This window comes from Acidovorax sp. 35-64-16 (assembly GCF_002281195.1).
Classification (GTDB): domain Bacteria; phylum Pseudomonadota; class Gammaproteobacteria; order Burkholderiales; family Burkholderiaceae_C; genus Acidovorax; species Acidovorax defluvii.
Genome location: NZ_NCFM01000013.1, coordinates 60,314 through 77,024, shown reverse-complemented (window position 1 = coordinate 77,024; position 16,711 = coordinate 60,314). Strand labels below are relative to the sequence as shown.

The following is a 16,711-nucleotide window of genomic DNA, read 5'->3' as shown; positions in this document are numbered from 1 at the left end:
GATGCAGGTGTTCGCACCCTGGGATGCGCAGACCTGTTTCGTGTCATGGCGTTCTCCCAGCTCACATGGCGCGAATCGCTGCGCGACATCGAAGCCTGCCTGGCCGCCAATCGTGGCAAGCTATTTCACATGGGTTTGAAGGCACCCCCAGCACGCTCGACGTTGGCCGATGCGTTGAACTCGCGCGACTGGCGGATTTACCATGCGCTGGCGCAGCGGCTGATCGTGCGGGCCAGAGCCCTGTATGCCCAAGAGCCAACGGTGCTCGATCTCGATGCCAGTGTGTACGCCTTGGACGCCACCACCATCGACCTGTGCCTGAGCTTGTTCGACTGGGCGCCGTTTCGTTCGACCAAGGCCGCCATCAAGCTGCACACGCTGCTGGACCTGCGCGGTGCCATTCCCGCGTTCATTCACATCAGCGACGGCAAACTCCACGACGTCAACGTACTCGACATCCTGCCTGTCGAGGCGGGCGCTTTTTACGTGATGGATCGTGGATACGTCGACTTTGCTCGCCTGTATGCCATGCATCAGGCTGGCGCATTCTTCGTCACCCGAGCCAAAGCGGGCATGGACGCTCGGCGCGTGTACTCCGATCCCGTCGACCGCAGCACAGGCATCATTTGCGACCAACGCGTGATTCTCAACGGCCATTACTCGGCCAAGAAGTACCCCGAGCACCTGCGGCGCATCCGATTCAAAGACCCCGAATCGGGCAAGACGCTGGTCTTTCTGACCAACAACACGACGCTGCCCGCCTTGTCGATTGCCGCGCTCTACAAAAGTCGCTGGCAGGTCGAGCTGTTCTTCAAATGGATCAAGCAGCACTTGCGTATCAAGCGATTCCTGGGCACCAGCGAGAACGCCGTGAAGACGCAAATCTGGTGCGCCGTGTCCACCTACGTGCTCATCGCTATCGTCAAGAAGGAGCTTCATCTCGATGCCTCGCTCTACACATGTCTACAGATCTTGTCGGTGTCAGTTTTCGAGAAAACCCAGATTTCATGCGCCCTGCAGGCCGACCGCTCCCAATCCATTGAGCTGCCCGCCGCTAACCAGTTGAATTTGTTCAACTTTTAACCGGACACTACTGGAATATTGCCAACCAAAACAACCACTCAACCGAAATCAAAAAGTAATTCAATATTCATAGAAGTTTATGAAACATCAGATTTCATTCTTCTATGAATAAATTTACTTCTTGGCGAGAGCCGCGCTGCGAATGCCCTGCAGGGTTCCCGTGGGCGTGATCGCCTCAGGGTCGATCAGGCAGTGCAGCACGCTGGGCAAGCCGCTGACGCGGGCGCGGGCAAGAGCCGGAGCAAAGTCTTCCGTATGCTCCACGCGCTCGCCATGGCCACCAAAGGCCTGGGCATAGACCTTGAAGTCGGGGTTCTTAAGCTGCGTGGCGCTGATGCGGCCGGGGTACTCACGCTCCTGGTGCATGCGGATGGTGCCGTACATGGCGTTGTCCAGGATCACCACGATGATGGGCACGCCGTACTGCACGGCGGTCGCAAATTCCTGGCCGTGCATGAGGAAGTCTCCATCGCCCGCAAAGACCATCACTTCGCGCTGGGGCCACAGGCGCTTGCCGCCCACGCCCGCAGGCAGGCCGTAGCCCATGGAGCCGCTGGTGGGCGCGAGCTGGCTCGCGTAGGTGGTGAAGGGCCAGAAACGGTGAATCCAGGTGGCAAAGTTGCCCGCGCCGTTGCAGAAAATGGTGTCGGCGGGCATCACTTCCTTGAGGTGCTGCATCACCTCGCCCATTTGCAGCGCGCCAGGGATGCGGATGGGCGCCGGGTCGCTCCACGCCAGGTATTCGGCGTGCGCAGCCTCGGTGTGGGCTTTCCATGGCACGTTCGCCTGGGGGCGCACGGCATTCAACGCGGCAGCAAAGGCCTGCGGCGTAGCATGAATGGCCTGCGCGGGGCGATAAAGCTTGCCCAGCTCGTCGGCATCGGCGTGCACATGCACCAAGGGTTGCGCGGGTGTGGGGATGTCGAACAGCTCGTAGCCCTGCGAAGGCACTTCGGACAAACGCCCACCCACCACCAGCACCAGGTCGGACGCCTTGATGCGTGCCAACAGCTTGGGGTTCACGCCCAGCCCGAGGTCGCCGCCGTAGCAGGCGTGCGTGGCCGGGAACAGCATTTGCCGGCGAAACGAGCAATACACCGGAATGGACCACGCCTGGGCAAACGCCGTGAACGCTTGCACTGCCTGCGCAGACCAACGGCTGCCGCCCACAATCGCCACGGGCTGCTGTGCCGCCTGCAAGCGTTGCTGCAACTCGGCCATCTGCGCCGCACCGGGGTGTGTTTCGGTGACCTGGTAAGGCAAGGCATCGGCCACCGTGGCGGCTTGCACCAGCATGTCTTCGGGCAGCGCCACCACCACGGGGCCGGGGCGGCCCGAGGTGGCAACGTGGAAGGCGCGCGAGACCAGCTCGGGCATGCGCGCCGGGTCGTCGATCTGCACCACCCACTTGGCCATGGTGCCAAACACGGCGCGGTAGTCGAGCTCCTGAAACGCCTCGCGCCCCATGGCACCGCGTGCCACCTGGCCCACAAACAGGATGAGCGGGGTGGAGTCCTGGTGCGCAATGTGGATGCCTGCGGCCGCGTTGGTGGCGCCCGGCCCGCGCGTCACAAAGCAGATACCGGGCTGGCCCGTGAGCTTGCCCTGCGCCTCGGCCATCATGGCCGCGCCGCCCTCCTGGCGGCACACGGTAACGGCAATGTGGGCATCGTGCAGCGCATCGAGCACGGCCAGGTAGCTTTCGCCGGGCACGCAAAACAGTTGCTGCACGCCGTGGATGAGGAGCTGATCGACCAGGATCTGGCCGCCGGTGCGGGAGTTTGTCATGGGCTGGGCTGATTAATCCACTCAGGCGAGCGGGTAGGTGCCCGGCAGCAAAATGCCCCGGTCCACCGTGTTGATGTTGGTGTGGCCGCAGAACGCCATGGTGATGTCCAGCTCTTTCTGGATGATCTGCAGCGCCCGGGTCACGCCCGCCTCGCCATAGGCACCCAGGCCATACAAGAAACTGCGGCCAATCAGCGTGCCGCGCGCGCCCAGGGCACGGGCCTTGAGCACGTCCTGGCCGCTGCGGATGCCGCCGTCCATCCACACCTCGATGTCCTTGCCCACCGCCTCGGCGATGGCAGGCAGTGCGGCAATGGACGAAGCCGCGCCATCGAGCTGGCGGCCGCCGTGGTTGCTGACGATGAGCGCATCGGCACCGCTGTTGACCGCCAGGCGCGCGTCTTCGGCGTCCATGATGCCCTTCAGAATCAGCTTGCCGCCCCAGCGCTTTTTGATCCACTCCACATCGCCCCAGTTGAGCTGCGGGTCAAACTGCTCGGCCGTCCACGATGCCAGCGACGACATGTCGCCCACGCCCTTGGCATGGCCCACGATGTTGCCAAACGTGCGGCGTTTGGTGCCCAGCATGCCCAGGCACCAGTGCGGCTTGGTCGCCAGGTTGATGAGGTTGGCCAGCGTGGGCTTCGGGGGCGACGACAGGCCGTTTTTGATGTCCTTGTGGCGCTGGCCCAGGATCTGCAGATCCAGCGTGAGCTGCAGCGCCGAGCAGCCAGCGGCCTTGGCGCGGTCGATCAGGCGCTCGATGTAGTCGCGGTCGCGCATCACATACAGCTGAAACCAGAAGCCGGGGCCGGCGTGCTGGGCCACGTCTTCGATAGAGCAGATGCTCATGGTCGACAGCGTGAACGGAATGCCAAACGCCTTGGCCGCACGCGCGCCCAGAATTTCGCCATCGGCATGCTGCATGCCCGTCAGGCCCGTGGGCGCAATGGCCACGGGCATGGCCACGTCCTGGCCCACCATGGTGGTGCGGGTGCTGCGGCCCTCCATGTTCACGGCCACGCGCTGGCGCAGCTTGATGCCCTGAAAATCGGCCGTGTTGGAGCGGTAGGTGCCCTCGGTGTACGAGCCCGAATCAGCGTAGTCATAGAACATGCGTGGCACACGGCGCTTGGCAACTACACGCAGGTCTTCGATGCAGGTAACTGTGGACAAATTGGGCACTTGGACACTCCGGGTAACAAAGGGTTTGACAGCGCATGGTAGGTGGCTGCGCACGCCGGGACCATCAAAATTATTTGCGCGGCCTTGCAACAAATTTCGCGCCCACATACCAACACCGCGGTGCCCCAGCGCAAAATACAAGCAAAAACCGACTCTAGCCCTTATGCATCAAGCGCTAGCAGCTATTAATTCAGGAGTTTTCCGTGGCGAGGCCGTTGCTTGGCGCCACCGGCACGGGCTCGGCATCGGCCCCCACATACAGGCGAAACTGCTGCCGACCCGCCATTTTGGCGGCATACATGGCCGCGTCGGCATGGCGAGACAGCTCATCGAAGTTCTCGCCATGCTGGGGGAACAGGGCAATGCCGCCACTCAACCCCACCGACAGCACCTGGTCATTGATCACATACGCCGGGCTGCAGGCCGCCATGATCTTGGTGGCCACATGGCAGGCCTGCTCTGCGGTGTCGATGCTTGGCAGCATCACCACAAATTCGTCGCCCCCCTGGCGGCACACCGTGTCGGACACGCGCACGGCGCCCGTAAGGCGCTTGGCCAGTTGCACCAGCAGCTTGTCGCCCATGTCGTGGCCCAGCGTGTCGTTGATTTGCTTGAAGCCATCGAGATCGATGTACATCACGGCCACAAACTTGCCGTCGCGCCGCGCATGGGCCAGCGCCTGGCGGGCCCGGTCTTGCAACAGCAGGCGGTTGGGCAGGTCGGTGAGCGCGTCGTATTGCGCCAGGTGCGCCATGCGTTCGGCCATGGCGACGCTTTCGGTCACATCGCGCAGCACGGCCACGGCGCCGGTGATCTCGCCATGGCGGTCGGTGATGGGGCTGGCCGTTTCCTCCACATCAAAGCGCTGGCCACTGGTACGGTGCAGCAGCACGCCGCGCGTGGGCTCCACGGCTTTTTTCTGCGCAAGGGCCTGGCGCAGCGGGCTGGTCTGGGGCGCCTGTCCGTCCGGGGTGACCAGGCGCATCACCTCGTCCACATTGCGGCCCGCGGCGTCAAACCCCTGCCAGCCGGTCAGGCGCTGCGCCACGGGGTTCAGGTAGGTGACCACGCCCTGCGCATCGGTGCAGACCACGGCATCGCCAATCGACTTGAGTGTCAGGCGCATGCGCTCCTTTTCCTCGAACAGCGCTTCTTCCATGCGCTTGCGCTCGGTGATGTCGGTCACCTGCACAAAAATGCCGCGCACCTGGTCGCCGACCATGTCGGGCACATACGAGGCGATGGCGTAGCGTTCCGTGCCCGTGGGGTCCACGATGGTGCGCTCGAAAAGCTGTTCGTGGCCCTGCAGCGCATGTTCCAGATAAGGCCGGTTCTTTTCGTACAGTTCCTCGCCCAGCAGCTCGCGGATATGCTTGCCGCGCATTTCGTCGGGCGCCTTGCCAAACCATTCCACATAGGCGTGGTTGGCAAAGCGGTTGTGCAGGTCGCGATCCCAGTAACCAATCATGGACGGCAGGTTGTTCAGGATGGTGCGCAGGTCGTGCTCGGCCTGTTGCAGCTGGGCGCCCACCTCCTGGCGGCGGCCCAACTCGCGCGCAAAAAGCACCGCCAGCCCCACGCAGGCGGCCATCAGCACCAGGGCAAAGCTGCCTGAAAGCCAGGCGCTGCGGTACCAGCCGACCAAGATGGAATCGACCGACTGGGCCACGTTCACCATCAGGGGGTAGTCGCCCACATGCCGGAAGGCGTAAAGCCGCTCTACCTTGTCAAGCGCCGCACGGCCCGTGAAGGTGCCGCTGCGGGCCGCCTGCATATTGCGCATGGTGGGCGTGCCCGCCAGGCTGCGGCCCAGCACGTCCTCGCTGAAGGGAAACCGCGTGACAAGAACGCCATCGGCCCGGAACAGGTTCAGGGCGCCGCCAGCGCCCAGGTTCAGCTCTTCAAACAAACCCTGAAAATGCGCCAGCCGGATGGTGCCCACCACCACCCCGGCCAGCTGGCCTTGGGAATCATAGAAAGCGCGGCTCACGGGCAAGCTGAGCAGGCCGCTCAGGCGCGCACGCACCGGCGCGCCCACATACAGGCCCGTGTGGGCACCGCTCTCAAACACCTTGAAGTAATCGCGATCGGCAAAGTTGGCTTTGCGGGGCACCGCGTGTTCGGAATCCATCACCACATTGCCAGCCGGGTCCAGCACCAAAATGGAGCCGACGCCTTGCACGCGCAGCGAGTTGTCGAACAGTGCAAGGTTGCGCATGGCCAACGGCAGGGCCATCACGCGCGGGTCGGTCATGCCCTCCACCACCCCCTGCAGTGACTGGTCAAACGCCTCCATCGTGCGGGCGATGCTGCGGTCGAGCGCGCGCACCAGGTTGGTGTTGGTGCGCTCGGCGTTGTTCCATGCCTCTTCGCGCAGCGTCCAGATGCTGCGGGCAAAAAGCCCGCCAATGCCCAAGGACAGCAGCAGGGCCAGCAAGATCAGACGGGAAGTGGCAGGTAGGCGCACAAACAGCGATGGAACTAGATTTTTACAATCGTAAGCACTGGCTTGGTGCAGACCCGACACCCGGCACAAGGCGCGCTGCGCTGGCCCAGCTTACCGCCCGGGTGCGGCGCCGGGCAGCACCCCGGCCCCTCGCACCTCAATGCGCACCTCGTCCAGCACGGTGCCCGCTGCATCAGTGATTTGTATCACATGGCGCCCTGGCCACGGCAGCCACGCCACCTGCGGCCCACGCCCCAGCGGCTTGCCGTCCATGCGCCAATAAAGGCCCTGCCCGCTGGCCCGCAGGTGCAGGCGCTGGCGCGTGGGTGGAATATCGGGGTCGAGCGCCACCACGGTGCCGGGCGCGGGCGCGGTGATGCGGGCGCCCGTGGTGATGACTGTGGCTGCCGTGGCTGCTGAGGCCGTTGTGGCGCTGCCCACGGATGATTTTTGGTCTTTTTGGCCTCTAGCCCTTTCTGTATAAGCGCCATAAGCTACTGAATCAATAGCAAACAAAGCCTGTTGCGTGCCCGGCACAAACCATTCTTGGCGCGCGGCCTCCAGCGGCGGGCTGCCAGCGGGTGCCAGCGGTGCCGGGCCAAACCGTACAGGCGCCCTCACCAGCCCCACCGGTGGCCGGGGCGCCGGGCCCGGCTCGCGTGCGTGCAAAAAGCCCATCATCGCGGCCCAGATGGGCGCCGCGCCGCTGGTGCCGCTCACATCGTGCATGGCCGCGCCGCTGGCGTTGCCCACCCACACGCCCACGGTGTAGCGCTCAGACCAGCCCACGGCCCAGTTGTCGCGCATGTCCTTGCTGGTGCCGGTTTTCACGGCGCTCCAAAAGCGCGTGGCCAGCACGCTGTCGGTGCCAAAGGTGCGGGCGCGCGCATTGCCGTCCGACAGGATGTCGCCCACGATGAAAGCCGCCCGCGCATCCAGTGCGGCGGTGAACAGCGGCTTGGCATCGGCCGCCACCGCCACCGCGCTGGCACGCCCGCCGTTGGCCAGTGTGCGAAAGGCATTGGTCAGGTGCAGCAGCGGCACCTCGGGGCTGCCCAGCGCCAGGCTGTAGCCAAAATAATCACCGCTTTCGCGCAGCGGCAGGCCTACGGCAGCCAGCTGGCGATGAAACGCATCGGGCGTGACCATGACCAGCGCGCGCACTGCCGGCACGTTGAGCGAGGCCGCCAGCGCCGTGCGCACCGACACCCAGCCCTTGAACTGCCGGTCGTAGTTCTGCGGGATATACAGGCCGCTGGCCGTGGTGATTTGCGCAGGCGAGTCATGCACCAGCGAGGCCGCCGTGAGCCGCCGCTCGGCGATCGCCTGGGCATACAAAAATGGCTTGAGCGTGGAGCCCGGCTGGCGCAGCGCCAGCACGCCATCGACCTCACTGGCCTGGCTCAGCGCCCCCGAAGACCCCACCCAGGCCAGCACCGCGCCCGTGGCGTTGTCCAGCACCAGCACGGCGCCGTCTTCGACATTGCGGCCACGCAGCTCGCGCAGGTGCTGCTGCAGGCTCTGCACGGCAAAGCGCTGCAGCGGCGCGCGCAGCGTGCTGGGCACGCGCTCGGGGGGCACCGCCCCGTCCTTGAACCGCTGGCGCAGCAGATGGCGGGCAAAGTGCGGCGCCACGCCTTCGCTGGCATCGAACGCACGGCGCTGCAGCGCGGCGGTGGTGAAGAATTCGAGCGCATCGCAATCAACCGGCAACCCCGCCGCCGGTGCTGCCCCCTTGGCACGCCGCTGCAACGGGCTGGTGCTGACGCTGGCTTGCATGTCGCGCAGCACGCCACAAGCCCGCTGCGCCACCAGCGCGGGCCGAGCATTGGGCGCGCGCACCAGCGCCGCCGCCACAGCCGCCTCGCGGTCGTCCAGCCCGTGGGCGGCCTTGCCAAACAGCGTGCGGCTCAGCGCATCAATGCCCACCAGCTCGCTGCGAAACGGTACGAGGTTGAGGTAGGCCTCCAAAATCTGGTCCTTGCGCCAGCGCCGGTCGAGCACCTGCGCGGCCACCGTTTGCCCCAGCTTTTGCACCACGGTGCGGCCGCCGGGGCCCTGGCGCCAGTCCCCGTCGAGCAAACCCGCCAGCTGCATGGTGATGGTGCTGGCCCCGCGCGTGCGCTGGTTCCACAGGTTGCCCCAGGCAGCGGCCGAGGCGGCGCGCCAGTCCACGCCGCTGTGTTCAAAAAATCGTTTGTCCTCGCTGAGCACCAGCGCCTGGCGCAGCGCGGGCGACACATCGGCCAGCGGCACCCACTGCCCGCGCCGCACCGTCGCATCGGTGCGCAGGCGATGCAGCACCTCGCCCTCGCGCGAGAGGATCAGGGTGTCCGACGGGCGAAAATCTGCGCGAACTTCATTAAAAGTGGGCAGAGCGCTTGCTGTGCTTGCGCAAGCAGCTATTAAAAATGAAGCGATGCGTGGCAGAGCCCCGCGCAGCCGCTGCCGTAAGCCAAGGGCCTGCACGGGGTGCCGGGAGGCTCAGCGGCGCCCGCCCAGCAGGCCGCCACCGATCTTGATCAGATCACCCAGCCCGACCTGGCCGTCGCCGTCCTGGTCGAGCAGGCTGCCCAGCAGGTCGCCGCCCACGCCACCCTGCTGGCGCACCTGGGCGTGCTCACGGCCCAGCACCGCGCCCAGGCCACCGGCGTCCATGCCGCCTGCCTGAGTGCGCTGCGCCAGAAACGCCATCACGATGGGGGCAAGGATCTGCAGCAGCTGCCCCGCATTGGCCCCCAGGCCCGTGGCCTGGCCCAGACCCGCTTCGGCGCGCTGCTGGTTGCCCCCAAAAATGTGGCCCAGGATGCTGGCGCCATCGGCGGCACCCCCGGCACCGCCGCCGCCTCCCATTCCGCCGAGCACCGAGCCCAGCAGATCGCCGAGCCCGCCACCGCCAGCGGCGCGGCCCACGTGGTCGCGCTGCAGGGCGCCAAACAGGTCGGCCGCGCCCTGGGGCTGCGCTGCGTTGCGCCCCAGGGCGCCCAGCAGCATGGGCAGCGCCGCCGCTACCGCGCTCTGCGCCTGCGAGGGGTTGGTGCCCAACTGGCTGGCAATCTGCTGCAGCGGCGCGCCCTGCAGCTGCGACAGCAATTCATCGGTGAGAGAGGCGGGTGCGTTCATGGTGTGCCTTCAGAAAGAAATGCGGGCCGCTAGGTTAACTGATGGCGGTGTCTGGCGGCCCAGGGTGAGCGGCGGGAGTCAGGCACCTTCGGCTGCCGCACTACCCGCAGCCGCCCCGCCTGATGCACTGTGAAACCTTGGTGACAATAGAGGCTTTTTTTCGCCGCCTGCCAGGGCGCTGTTCCAGTACATTTCCCCTTCATGCCTGTTTCCGATATTTTTGCCGTCCCGCCCGCTGCGGACACCTGCCGCGTGGCCCGCACGCGCCGCCTACTGTGGGCTGGCTGCGTGCTCTGGGCCCTGCTGGGCTATCCCATGGCCCCGTGGCTGCCCGTGACCATGGGCTGGGAAAACGGGGTGCTGGAGAACCTGCAGCTGGTGCAGCTGCTGGCCGGCGCCGGGCTGGCGTGGTGGTTTGCGCGCACCGGCCATGCGGCCCTGGGCTACACCGCTGTCATGGTGTGGCTGGTACTGGCCGCACGCGAGCTCAGCTGGGGTGCCACGCTGTGGGCTGCGCCGCTGGGGATGGTTGGTCGGGCCCGATCTATTCGTCTTCCGTGCTCTGGTACAAGCCCTTCGTGTACCCCGCCATCGGGGCCGTGCTGGTGGCGGCCGGGGTGGCGCTGGTGCGCTCCAAGGCACTTTCCATGTTGTACAGACTGGCGCGCTCAACCCCGTTTGTCTGGGTAGAGCTCGTGCTGGCAGCGGTTGCGGCCATGGCGGCTTCGCATTTCGAGGGTCAGCTGCCCCGTGATGCCGCCGCCCCGGGCCTGGGGACGGTGGCCCTGGTGCTGGAGGAGTGGCTGGAGTGTGCCGCCTATGGTGCGCTGCTGGCTGCGCAGTGGCACCTGTTCACCCTGGTGCGCCTGCACGCCAGGCCCTCAGGCCACGGCAACGCGGCTTAGGCAGGGCGGAGGGATTGGGCTGCGCAGCGGTGCCTGCTCACTTCACCGGCTCTACCTTCACGCGCGCATTGGGAGACTCGCCAAACATTTCCGGCGAATACAGTGCCTCCACGCGGCTTGGGGGCAACGCAAAATCGCCGGCGTTGTTCAGACGCACGGTGTATTCCATCTTCACCACCCCCTTGGGCAGAAACTCGTAGTAGCTGCGAAAGGATTCGAAGCTGCGCTCCTCGAAAGCGGGCCAGCCGCTGCCGCTCTTCTTCTCGCCCTGCGTGGCGATCTCGGAATCGCGGCCCAGGCCACTGCCCAGGATGGTTGCGCCGCCCGGGATGGGATCGGTGATGGCCACCCAGGTCATGTTGGCGCTGGCGTTGACCGTGAGCGTCACGCGCAGCACGTCGCCGCGCGTGTACTGGCCTGCCGGCAGCGATGGGTTGGCCTGCTCCACCGGCGTGATGGTCTTGGTGATGGCATACCCCGCTGCAAACGGCGCCTTGAGCGCTATGGCGGCCACGGACTGCAGGGTGAGCCACGGCTTGCCCGAGCCATGGTGTGCCACCGCCAGGCCCTCCTTGCCACCGGCTTTGCCCCAGGGCAGGAACATGTCGTTGTTCTTGAGGTTGCCCGGCGATGCGGGTGCACCAAACCAGGTGGCCTGGTGCGCGGCGCCGGTCATGTCGCTGGCCTTCACGCGCTCGACCTTGCTCCAGTCCACGCTGGACGTGTTGCCGGACATCGTGGCCTTGGTGGTGCCCGACACCGGCGTGGCCTCGAACCTGGCGCTGAATTTTTCCAGCGCCAGCCCGCCCCACAGGTTGGCCGTGGTGGTGTGCCAGGCACCCGCTTGCTGGCGGCTGATGAAGCCGTTGGCCAAGCGGCCCATGTCGTCTTTCCAGGCCGGGTCGTCCATCACGGCCAGCATCAGGCGCGCGGTGTTGACATCACCGTTTTGCATCAGCCACCACCAGTAGTCGTCTTGCTCGGTGCTGAAGATGAGTTTGGTGCCCTGAAACGACAGGCGCGCACGCAGGATCTGCATGGCCTCGGCCAGACGCTGGTCGCGCTGGGGTACATCGGCCACACGCTTCAACACATTCACCCAGTCGATCACCGTGTGCGTGGGCCACTGGTTGGGCGCAATGGTGATGCTGCTGACCATGCGGCCCTGCGCCTTGCCGTAGCGAGACAACGCCTCGATGGCCGCGAGCTTGCGCATGTCGAGGTCTTTGCGCGGGCTCCAGAAGTTGCGCTCGATGCGGCCCTCGACAAACGCGATCAGGCCACGTTCCATGGGTGCGCGGGCTTCGTCGGGCAGCGCAAACGCGGGGTTGATGCTGGCTGCCTCATGCGCGGTGGCCAGCAGATAGGCGGTGAGCGTGTCGCTGCCCCGGTTGCTGTCGCCATCGCGCGGCGGGAAGTAGTTGGCCAGGCCGTCGCCATCAAGGTAGGTGGGCAGTTGCGCCACCACGGTTTGCCACAGCGCGCCGTCGCGCAGGCCCACGGCCTTGCTGGTCTTTTGCTCCAGGCAGGCAAACGGGTAGCGCGCCCACCAGTCGCGCACGCCCGGCAAGCCTTCGGCCAGCTTGGGCTGCAGCGACATCTTGAGGCCGCCCCGGCCCGGCAAGGCGTCGGCGGGCGGATTCACATCCAGGTTGAAGCTGCCCTCCACCTGCACCAGAGTGGCCTGCTGCACCGTGAGCGGCACGGCCGGGATCAGCTTCTGGCTGACCTTGAGGGCGTCGCGCGCGCCGCTGACCTGGTCTTTGGCTTCGATCTCCCACAGGATGGCCTGGGCGCGGGTCTGCGCCAGTTGCGCGGGTGCCGTCACGCTCCACGCCACCTCGCGCGCCTCTCCGGGCGGGATATCGATGCTTTGCGGCTTCAAATCGAGCAGCGTGGCGCGCGGTGCCACCTCCACCTTCATCGCCGCCTTGGTGGTGTTGCGCAGCGTGATCTGGGCACGGAACTGGTCGTCCTCGCGCACCAGCGGCGGCAGGCCACTGATGATCTGCAGGTCCTGCGTGGCACGGATGCTCGTGCTGCCCGTACCGAACAGGCCGGTGGCTGCATCGGCCACCGCCACGATCTTGAAGGTGGTCAGCGCATCGTTGAGCGGCACCGTCACCTTGGCCTGGCCGTTGGCATCAAGCTTGATGGCAGGCTCCCACAGCAGCAGGGTGTCGAGCAGCTCGCGCGTCTGCGCCCTGCCCCCGCCACCGCCTGCGGGCACGGCCTTTTTGCCATAGTGGCGGCGGCCGATGATCTCCATCTGTGCGGTGGAGGTTTCTACGCCCCAGCTGCGCCGCTGCAGCATGGCTTCGAGCAGGTTCCAGCTGGTGTTGGGCATCAGCTCCAGCAGGGCCTGGTCCACGGCGGCCAGGGCCACCTCGGCGTTGGCCGCAGGCTTGCCACCGGGCAGCGTGGCGGTGATGGTGACCTGGGCCTTGCCGCGCACGGCGTAGCTCTCCTTGTCGGCCGTCACCTTCACGTCGATCTGGTGGGCCTGCGTGCCCACGCGGATCTCGGCCAGGCCGAGGCGGAACGCGGGCTTGGACAAATCCACCAGCGCCGTGGGCGCCTGGTATTCCTTGCCCTCGTACCAGAAGGACGTCCACCACTCGCGCGGTGCCTTGAAGCCCCAGGTGAAGAAGCTGTACCACGGCACCTCGCGCAGGCGGCCGCGCAGGGCGAGCACGCTCACGTACACGTTGGGCCCCCAGTCGGGCTGCACTTTCAGGCTCACCGTGGGGTCCTGGCCATTGAGCTGCACCACCTGCGTGTCGATGATGCCCTCGCGCTCCACCGCCACCAGGGCCGTAGCAAAGCGGAACGGCATGCGCACCTGGAACCTGGCGGTCTCGCCGATCTGGTAGCTTTTCTTCTCGGGCAGCAGATCGATGCGGTCGTGGTCCTCGCCGCCAAACCACAACTCGCCCTGGCGCGTGACCCACACCGACGATGCGGCCTCGCTGGTGTTGCCATCGCGGTCGGTGGCCGTTACCACCAGCTCCACCTCGCCGGCCTCGTCGAGCCTGGACTCGCACAGCAGCAGGCCGCGGCTGTCGCTCTTGCCGGTGCACACGGTGCCCAGGTCTTTGGTTTCGGTCTGGTTGTCGTAGCTGTAGAACCCGCCCACCATGCGCTTGCGCGTGGTGGTGGTGATGCGCGCAATGGCCTGCACCTGAAGGCTGGTGTCGGGCGCGGCCTTGCCATCGTGCTGCAGCGCCAGCGCCTGAAAACGCATTTTCTGGCGGGCCGACACCCAGCCCTCGGTCTTGATGCCCGCCACCACGGCGGCGGGCCACAGCGTCTGGGTGCTGCGAATCGTCTGCACTTCGCCATTGGGGTCGGCGTAGGTGGCCTCCAGCAGCAGCTCTTGCGGCTGGCGCGCCTGGGGCACGTTGTCGATGGTGAGCTTGCCCGCGCCGCTGCGGTCCAGCGTGAGCGGCAGCTTGTCGGCAATCACGCGCGCATCCTGGCTGGCCGTGGCTTCCTCGTCATCACTGCGGGCATTGGCGTGCTCGCGCTTGCGCGGGGGGCTGAAGCTGAACGCTTCGTAGTCACTGAACTGCAGATGTTTGCCGCGCACCAGGGCCGACACACGCACCGGCAGGTTGGCCGCGCCGCCCCCGGCCACGTAGTTGATCTGCACATCGGTGGGCACCGAGCGCACATGCACCAGTGCTTTCTTGTCGCTGGGCGCGATGCGGCCTTGCAGCACCGGCAGGCGGAACTCCTCCACCCGAAACTCGCCCGAGCCGAAGCCGCGGCCGGTGCTGGCATCGATGCGCAGCTCCACCTGGTACACCCCCAGCTTGGCCGCTGGCGGCAGGGCAAAGCTGCTCTGGGCGCTCAGGCCGCCCGTGGCGGTGTTGCGCCATGCCAGTGGCTGGGTGAACTGCTGGCCGCTGCCCACATGGGTGATGACCAGGGTGTCGGGCCGCGCGGTGGGCAAGGCAAAGCCCTGGCGCGTTTCAGCGCGCAGCAGATGCTTCATCGACACCGTCTCGCCCGCGCGCAGCAGCGTGCGGTCAAAAATGGTGTGGGCGCGCTCGTCGGGGCGGGCCTCGGTGCTGGTGGGCACGTTGAAGCGCCAGGGCTCAATGCCACGCTGCCAGTCGCTCCAGGTGAAGGCCATGTCCTCCACGCCATCGGCGCCTGTCTGGCGCGCACTCACAAAATAGGCGCTGCCGCCTTCGCCATAGTCGCCCCCGTCGTTGCAGCGGCTGGGGTCGGACGACAGGCCTTCGATGCGGGCAATGCCCTGCGCGTCGGTCAAGGCGTTGGCCAGTTCGTTGCCCTTGCAGTCAGACACCCGCACCGTGGCGCCCTGCACCGGCTGGCCCTTGTCCAGCGTGGTGACCCAGGCCAGGGCGTTTTCGCGGCCCAGCTTGAAATGCACGCCCAGGTTGGTGACCAGGGCCGAAGTGCGCACAAACATCGTGCGGGCGTTGCCATGGCGTTCATCGAGCAGCGAGGCGCCCAGCTTTTGCGAGGCGATCTCCACCACATGGAAGCCCGGAGCCAGCGGAATACCCACCACCTCGAACGGGCGCGGGTCGTTGCCGGCGGGCTGGGGCAAATCCAGCGTCTTGACCCCGCCCTTGCCAGCCAGCAGCGACAGCATGCGCGACTGCACGTAGTCCTTGTCGATGTCTTTGTCCAGCACTGGGGGCAGCGGGCCGGTGATGTCCTTGCGCGCCTCTTTGCGGTCCACCACATGGCTGTTGTAGCGGTGCACCTTTTTGAACCAGGCAATGATGTCGGCATCGGTGCGGGGCTTGAGGGTGCTGACCTTGCCTGCGGGGGCCTTGGGGTTGGCCGTGCCCGGCTGCAGCGCCTGCACACGCAGGGCTGCCTCGACATTGCGCAGCGTCACGGGCAGCAGCGCAGGCGGCTTGTCGGCCGCAGGGCCTTCGGCAAAGCGCTCCACCACGCCAAACGGCGCGGCCGCAAATTTGGCCAGCGGCGGCATGCCGCCCGTGGCCACCTTGAGCGGAAAGTTGTCGGCATTGCGCAGCGGGCGGCCCGAGGCATCCTTGAAATCCCGGGGCAGCTCCAGCGTGAAGGCCGCGTTTTCGGCCAGGGGTGCGGCAAACTGCACGCTGTTCACCAGGGCATCGGCCTGCGGGCCTTCGGCGCCACCGTCCAGGCGCGGCTGCAGGGTTTCGGTGGGCGATTTCAGGCGGATGGCGGCTGCCAGCTTGCGCGGCACGGGCGCGTTGAAGGCCAGTTGCAGCGGCCGGATCGGCAGGCAGGCGGCCTGGGCGTTCTCGCGCTCGCAACTGAACTCGGCGGCAAAAGGCTGGCGCACCTTGTAGTCAAAGCGCTTTTCCACCGCGTTGGGCACGCCACTGGGCGTGGCCACGCCTTTGCCAAACACCAGCTGCAGGCGCGAGCCCGAGGTGAGGCGCCGGTTGCAGGCCAGCGAAACAAATTGCAGCGGATCCTTGAGCGCGCGCTGCTCCAGCCCCAGCGATTTCAGCATTTCGCTGCGCTGGTCGCCCTCGATCAGCCGCACCGGCACGCGCTCGCCCACCCCTTCCACGGCGCACCACACGTTGGCCTGCACGCTGGCCAGCGTGGCCGGGCCGCTCAGTTGCAGCACAAAGAACTGTTCTTCGTCGATCTCTTCGTAGGTGCCGGGTCGCACGCTCTGGACAAAAGGGCCACCACTACTAAACTGATAGCTTGTTGCGCCCGTCAATAAAGCGCCAGAAGCCGATTTGAACCCCGATTTGGCAGTCACGGTGCAGCGCACGCCGGGCGGCAGGTCGTTGTCAAAGTCGAAGACCCATTCGCGCTCGCTGGTCCAGCGGCCCGTGCCCTGGGTGGCGGCGGCATCGCTGCAACTGAGGTTCAGGGGGGCCGGCGCCTTGGGGTCACCAAACCGGACGGCCGCAGCGTCGAACTTGGCCACCATCTGGCGCACGCGCGCCACCTCGCCCTGCGGCGAAAAGTGGGAGATCTGCAGGGCGTGCGCGCCCCACGCCATCAGCGCCAGACTGGCAGCCACCGTCCATTTTTTTGCGTTCACGCTTTCCCCTCCGAAGGTAGGGGCAAGGGTAACAAAACGGCACGACAGACCGTGTTGCGTTGCATGCGCTTACGTGTGGCCCGCGCGGCCCGCCGCTGGCGGCGTTTCGATAAACGGCGACGACGGACCCATGGGGCGGCGTCC

Annotated in this window: 8 protein-coding genes; 2 read left to right on the top strand and 6 right to left on the bottom strand. The window is 66.3% G+C overall.

Annotated elements, in window-relative coordinates:
* Positions 1 to 1,083: IS4 family transposase (locus tag B7Y64_RS10615; protein WP_291328829.1), on the top strand; the 1,083-nt coding region annotated here is incomplete at its 5' end.
* A 114-nt stretch (positions 1,084 to 1,197) separates the two neighbouring features.
* Here B7Y64_RS10615 and B7Y64_RS10610 read toward each other — a convergent pair.
* The 5 genes from B7Y64_RS10610 to B7Y64_RS10590 all read right to left on the bottom strand — a co-directional run bounded on the left by B7Y64_RS10610 (position 1,198) and on the right by B7Y64_RS10590 (position 9,625).
* The gene (locus tag B7Y64_RS10610; protein WP_291326898.1) at positions 1,198 to 2,871 is read right to left on the bottom strand and encodes a thiamine pyrophosphate-binding protein; all 1,674 of its coding nucleotides are present in this window, start codon (positions 2,869 to 2,871) and stop codon (positions 1,198 to 1,200) included.
* A gap of 21 nt (positions 2,872 to 2,892) precedes the next feature.
* Positions 2,893 to 4,056, bottom strand: coding sequence for an alpha-hydroxy acid oxidase (locus tag B7Y64_RS10605; RefSeq protein ID WP_291326900.1), 1,164 nt, complete (start codon positions 4,054 to 4,056; stop codon positions 2,893 to 2,895).
* 190 nt (positions 4,057 to 4,246) lie between these two features.
* Complete coding sequence (locus B7Y64_RS10600; protein WP_291328827.1) at positions 4,247 to 6,523, bottom strand: diguanylate cyclase; 2,277 nt, start codon at positions 6,521 to 6,523, stop codon at positions 4,247 to 4,249.
* A gap of 90 nt (positions 6,524 to 6,613) precedes the next feature.
* Entirely contained in the window at positions 6,614 to 8,944 is a 2,331-nt protein-coding gene (gene pbpC / locus B7Y64_RS10595; RefSeq protein WP_291326912.1) for a penicillin-binding protein 1C, read from the bottom strand.
* Positions 8,945 to 8,986: 42 nt separating this feature from the next.
* Positions 8,987 to 9,625: a DUF937 domain-containing protein gene (locus B7Y64_RS10590; protein ID WP_291326904.1), complete on the bottom strand. Its 639-nt coding sequence runs from the start codon at positions 9,623 to 9,625 to the stop codon at positions 8,987 to 8,989.
* Positions 9,626 to 10,182: 557 nt separating this feature from the next.
* Between B7Y64_RS10590 and B7Y64_RS10585 the strand changes: the two genes are divergently transcribed.
* On the top strand, positions 10,183 to 10,530 hold the full coding sequence (locus tag B7Y64_RS10585) for a hypothetical protein (RefSeq protein ID WP_291326906.1): 348 nt from the start codon (positions 10,183 to 10,185) through the stop codon (positions 10,528 to 10,530).
* A gap of 37 nt (positions 10,531 to 10,567) precedes the next feature.
* Here the strand turns inward: B7Y64_RS10585 and B7Y64_RS10580 are convergent, their stop codons facing one another.
* Complete coding sequence (locus B7Y64_RS10580) at positions 10,568 to 16,525, bottom strand: MG2 domain-containing protein (protein ID WP_291328833.1); 5,958 nt, start codon at positions 16,523 to 16,525, stop codon at positions 10,568 to 10,570.
* Positions 16,526 to 16,711 lie beyond the last annotated feature (186 nt).

Bases quoted from the DNA above. Each gene is read 5' to 3' on its own strand.
- B7Y64_RS10580 (WP_291328833.1), bottom strand. From the start codon at position 16,525: ATGGCGTGGGGCGCGCACGCCCTGCAGATCTCCCACTTTTCGCCGCAG.
- B7Y64_RS10590 (WP_291326904.1), bottom strand. From the start codon at position 9,625: ATGAACGCACCCGCCTCTCTCACCGATGAATTGCTGTCGCAGCTGCAG.
- B7Y64_RS10610 (WP_291326898.1), bottom strand. From the start codon at position 2,871: ATGACAAACTCCCGCACCGGCGGCCAGATCCTGGTCGATCAGCTCCTC.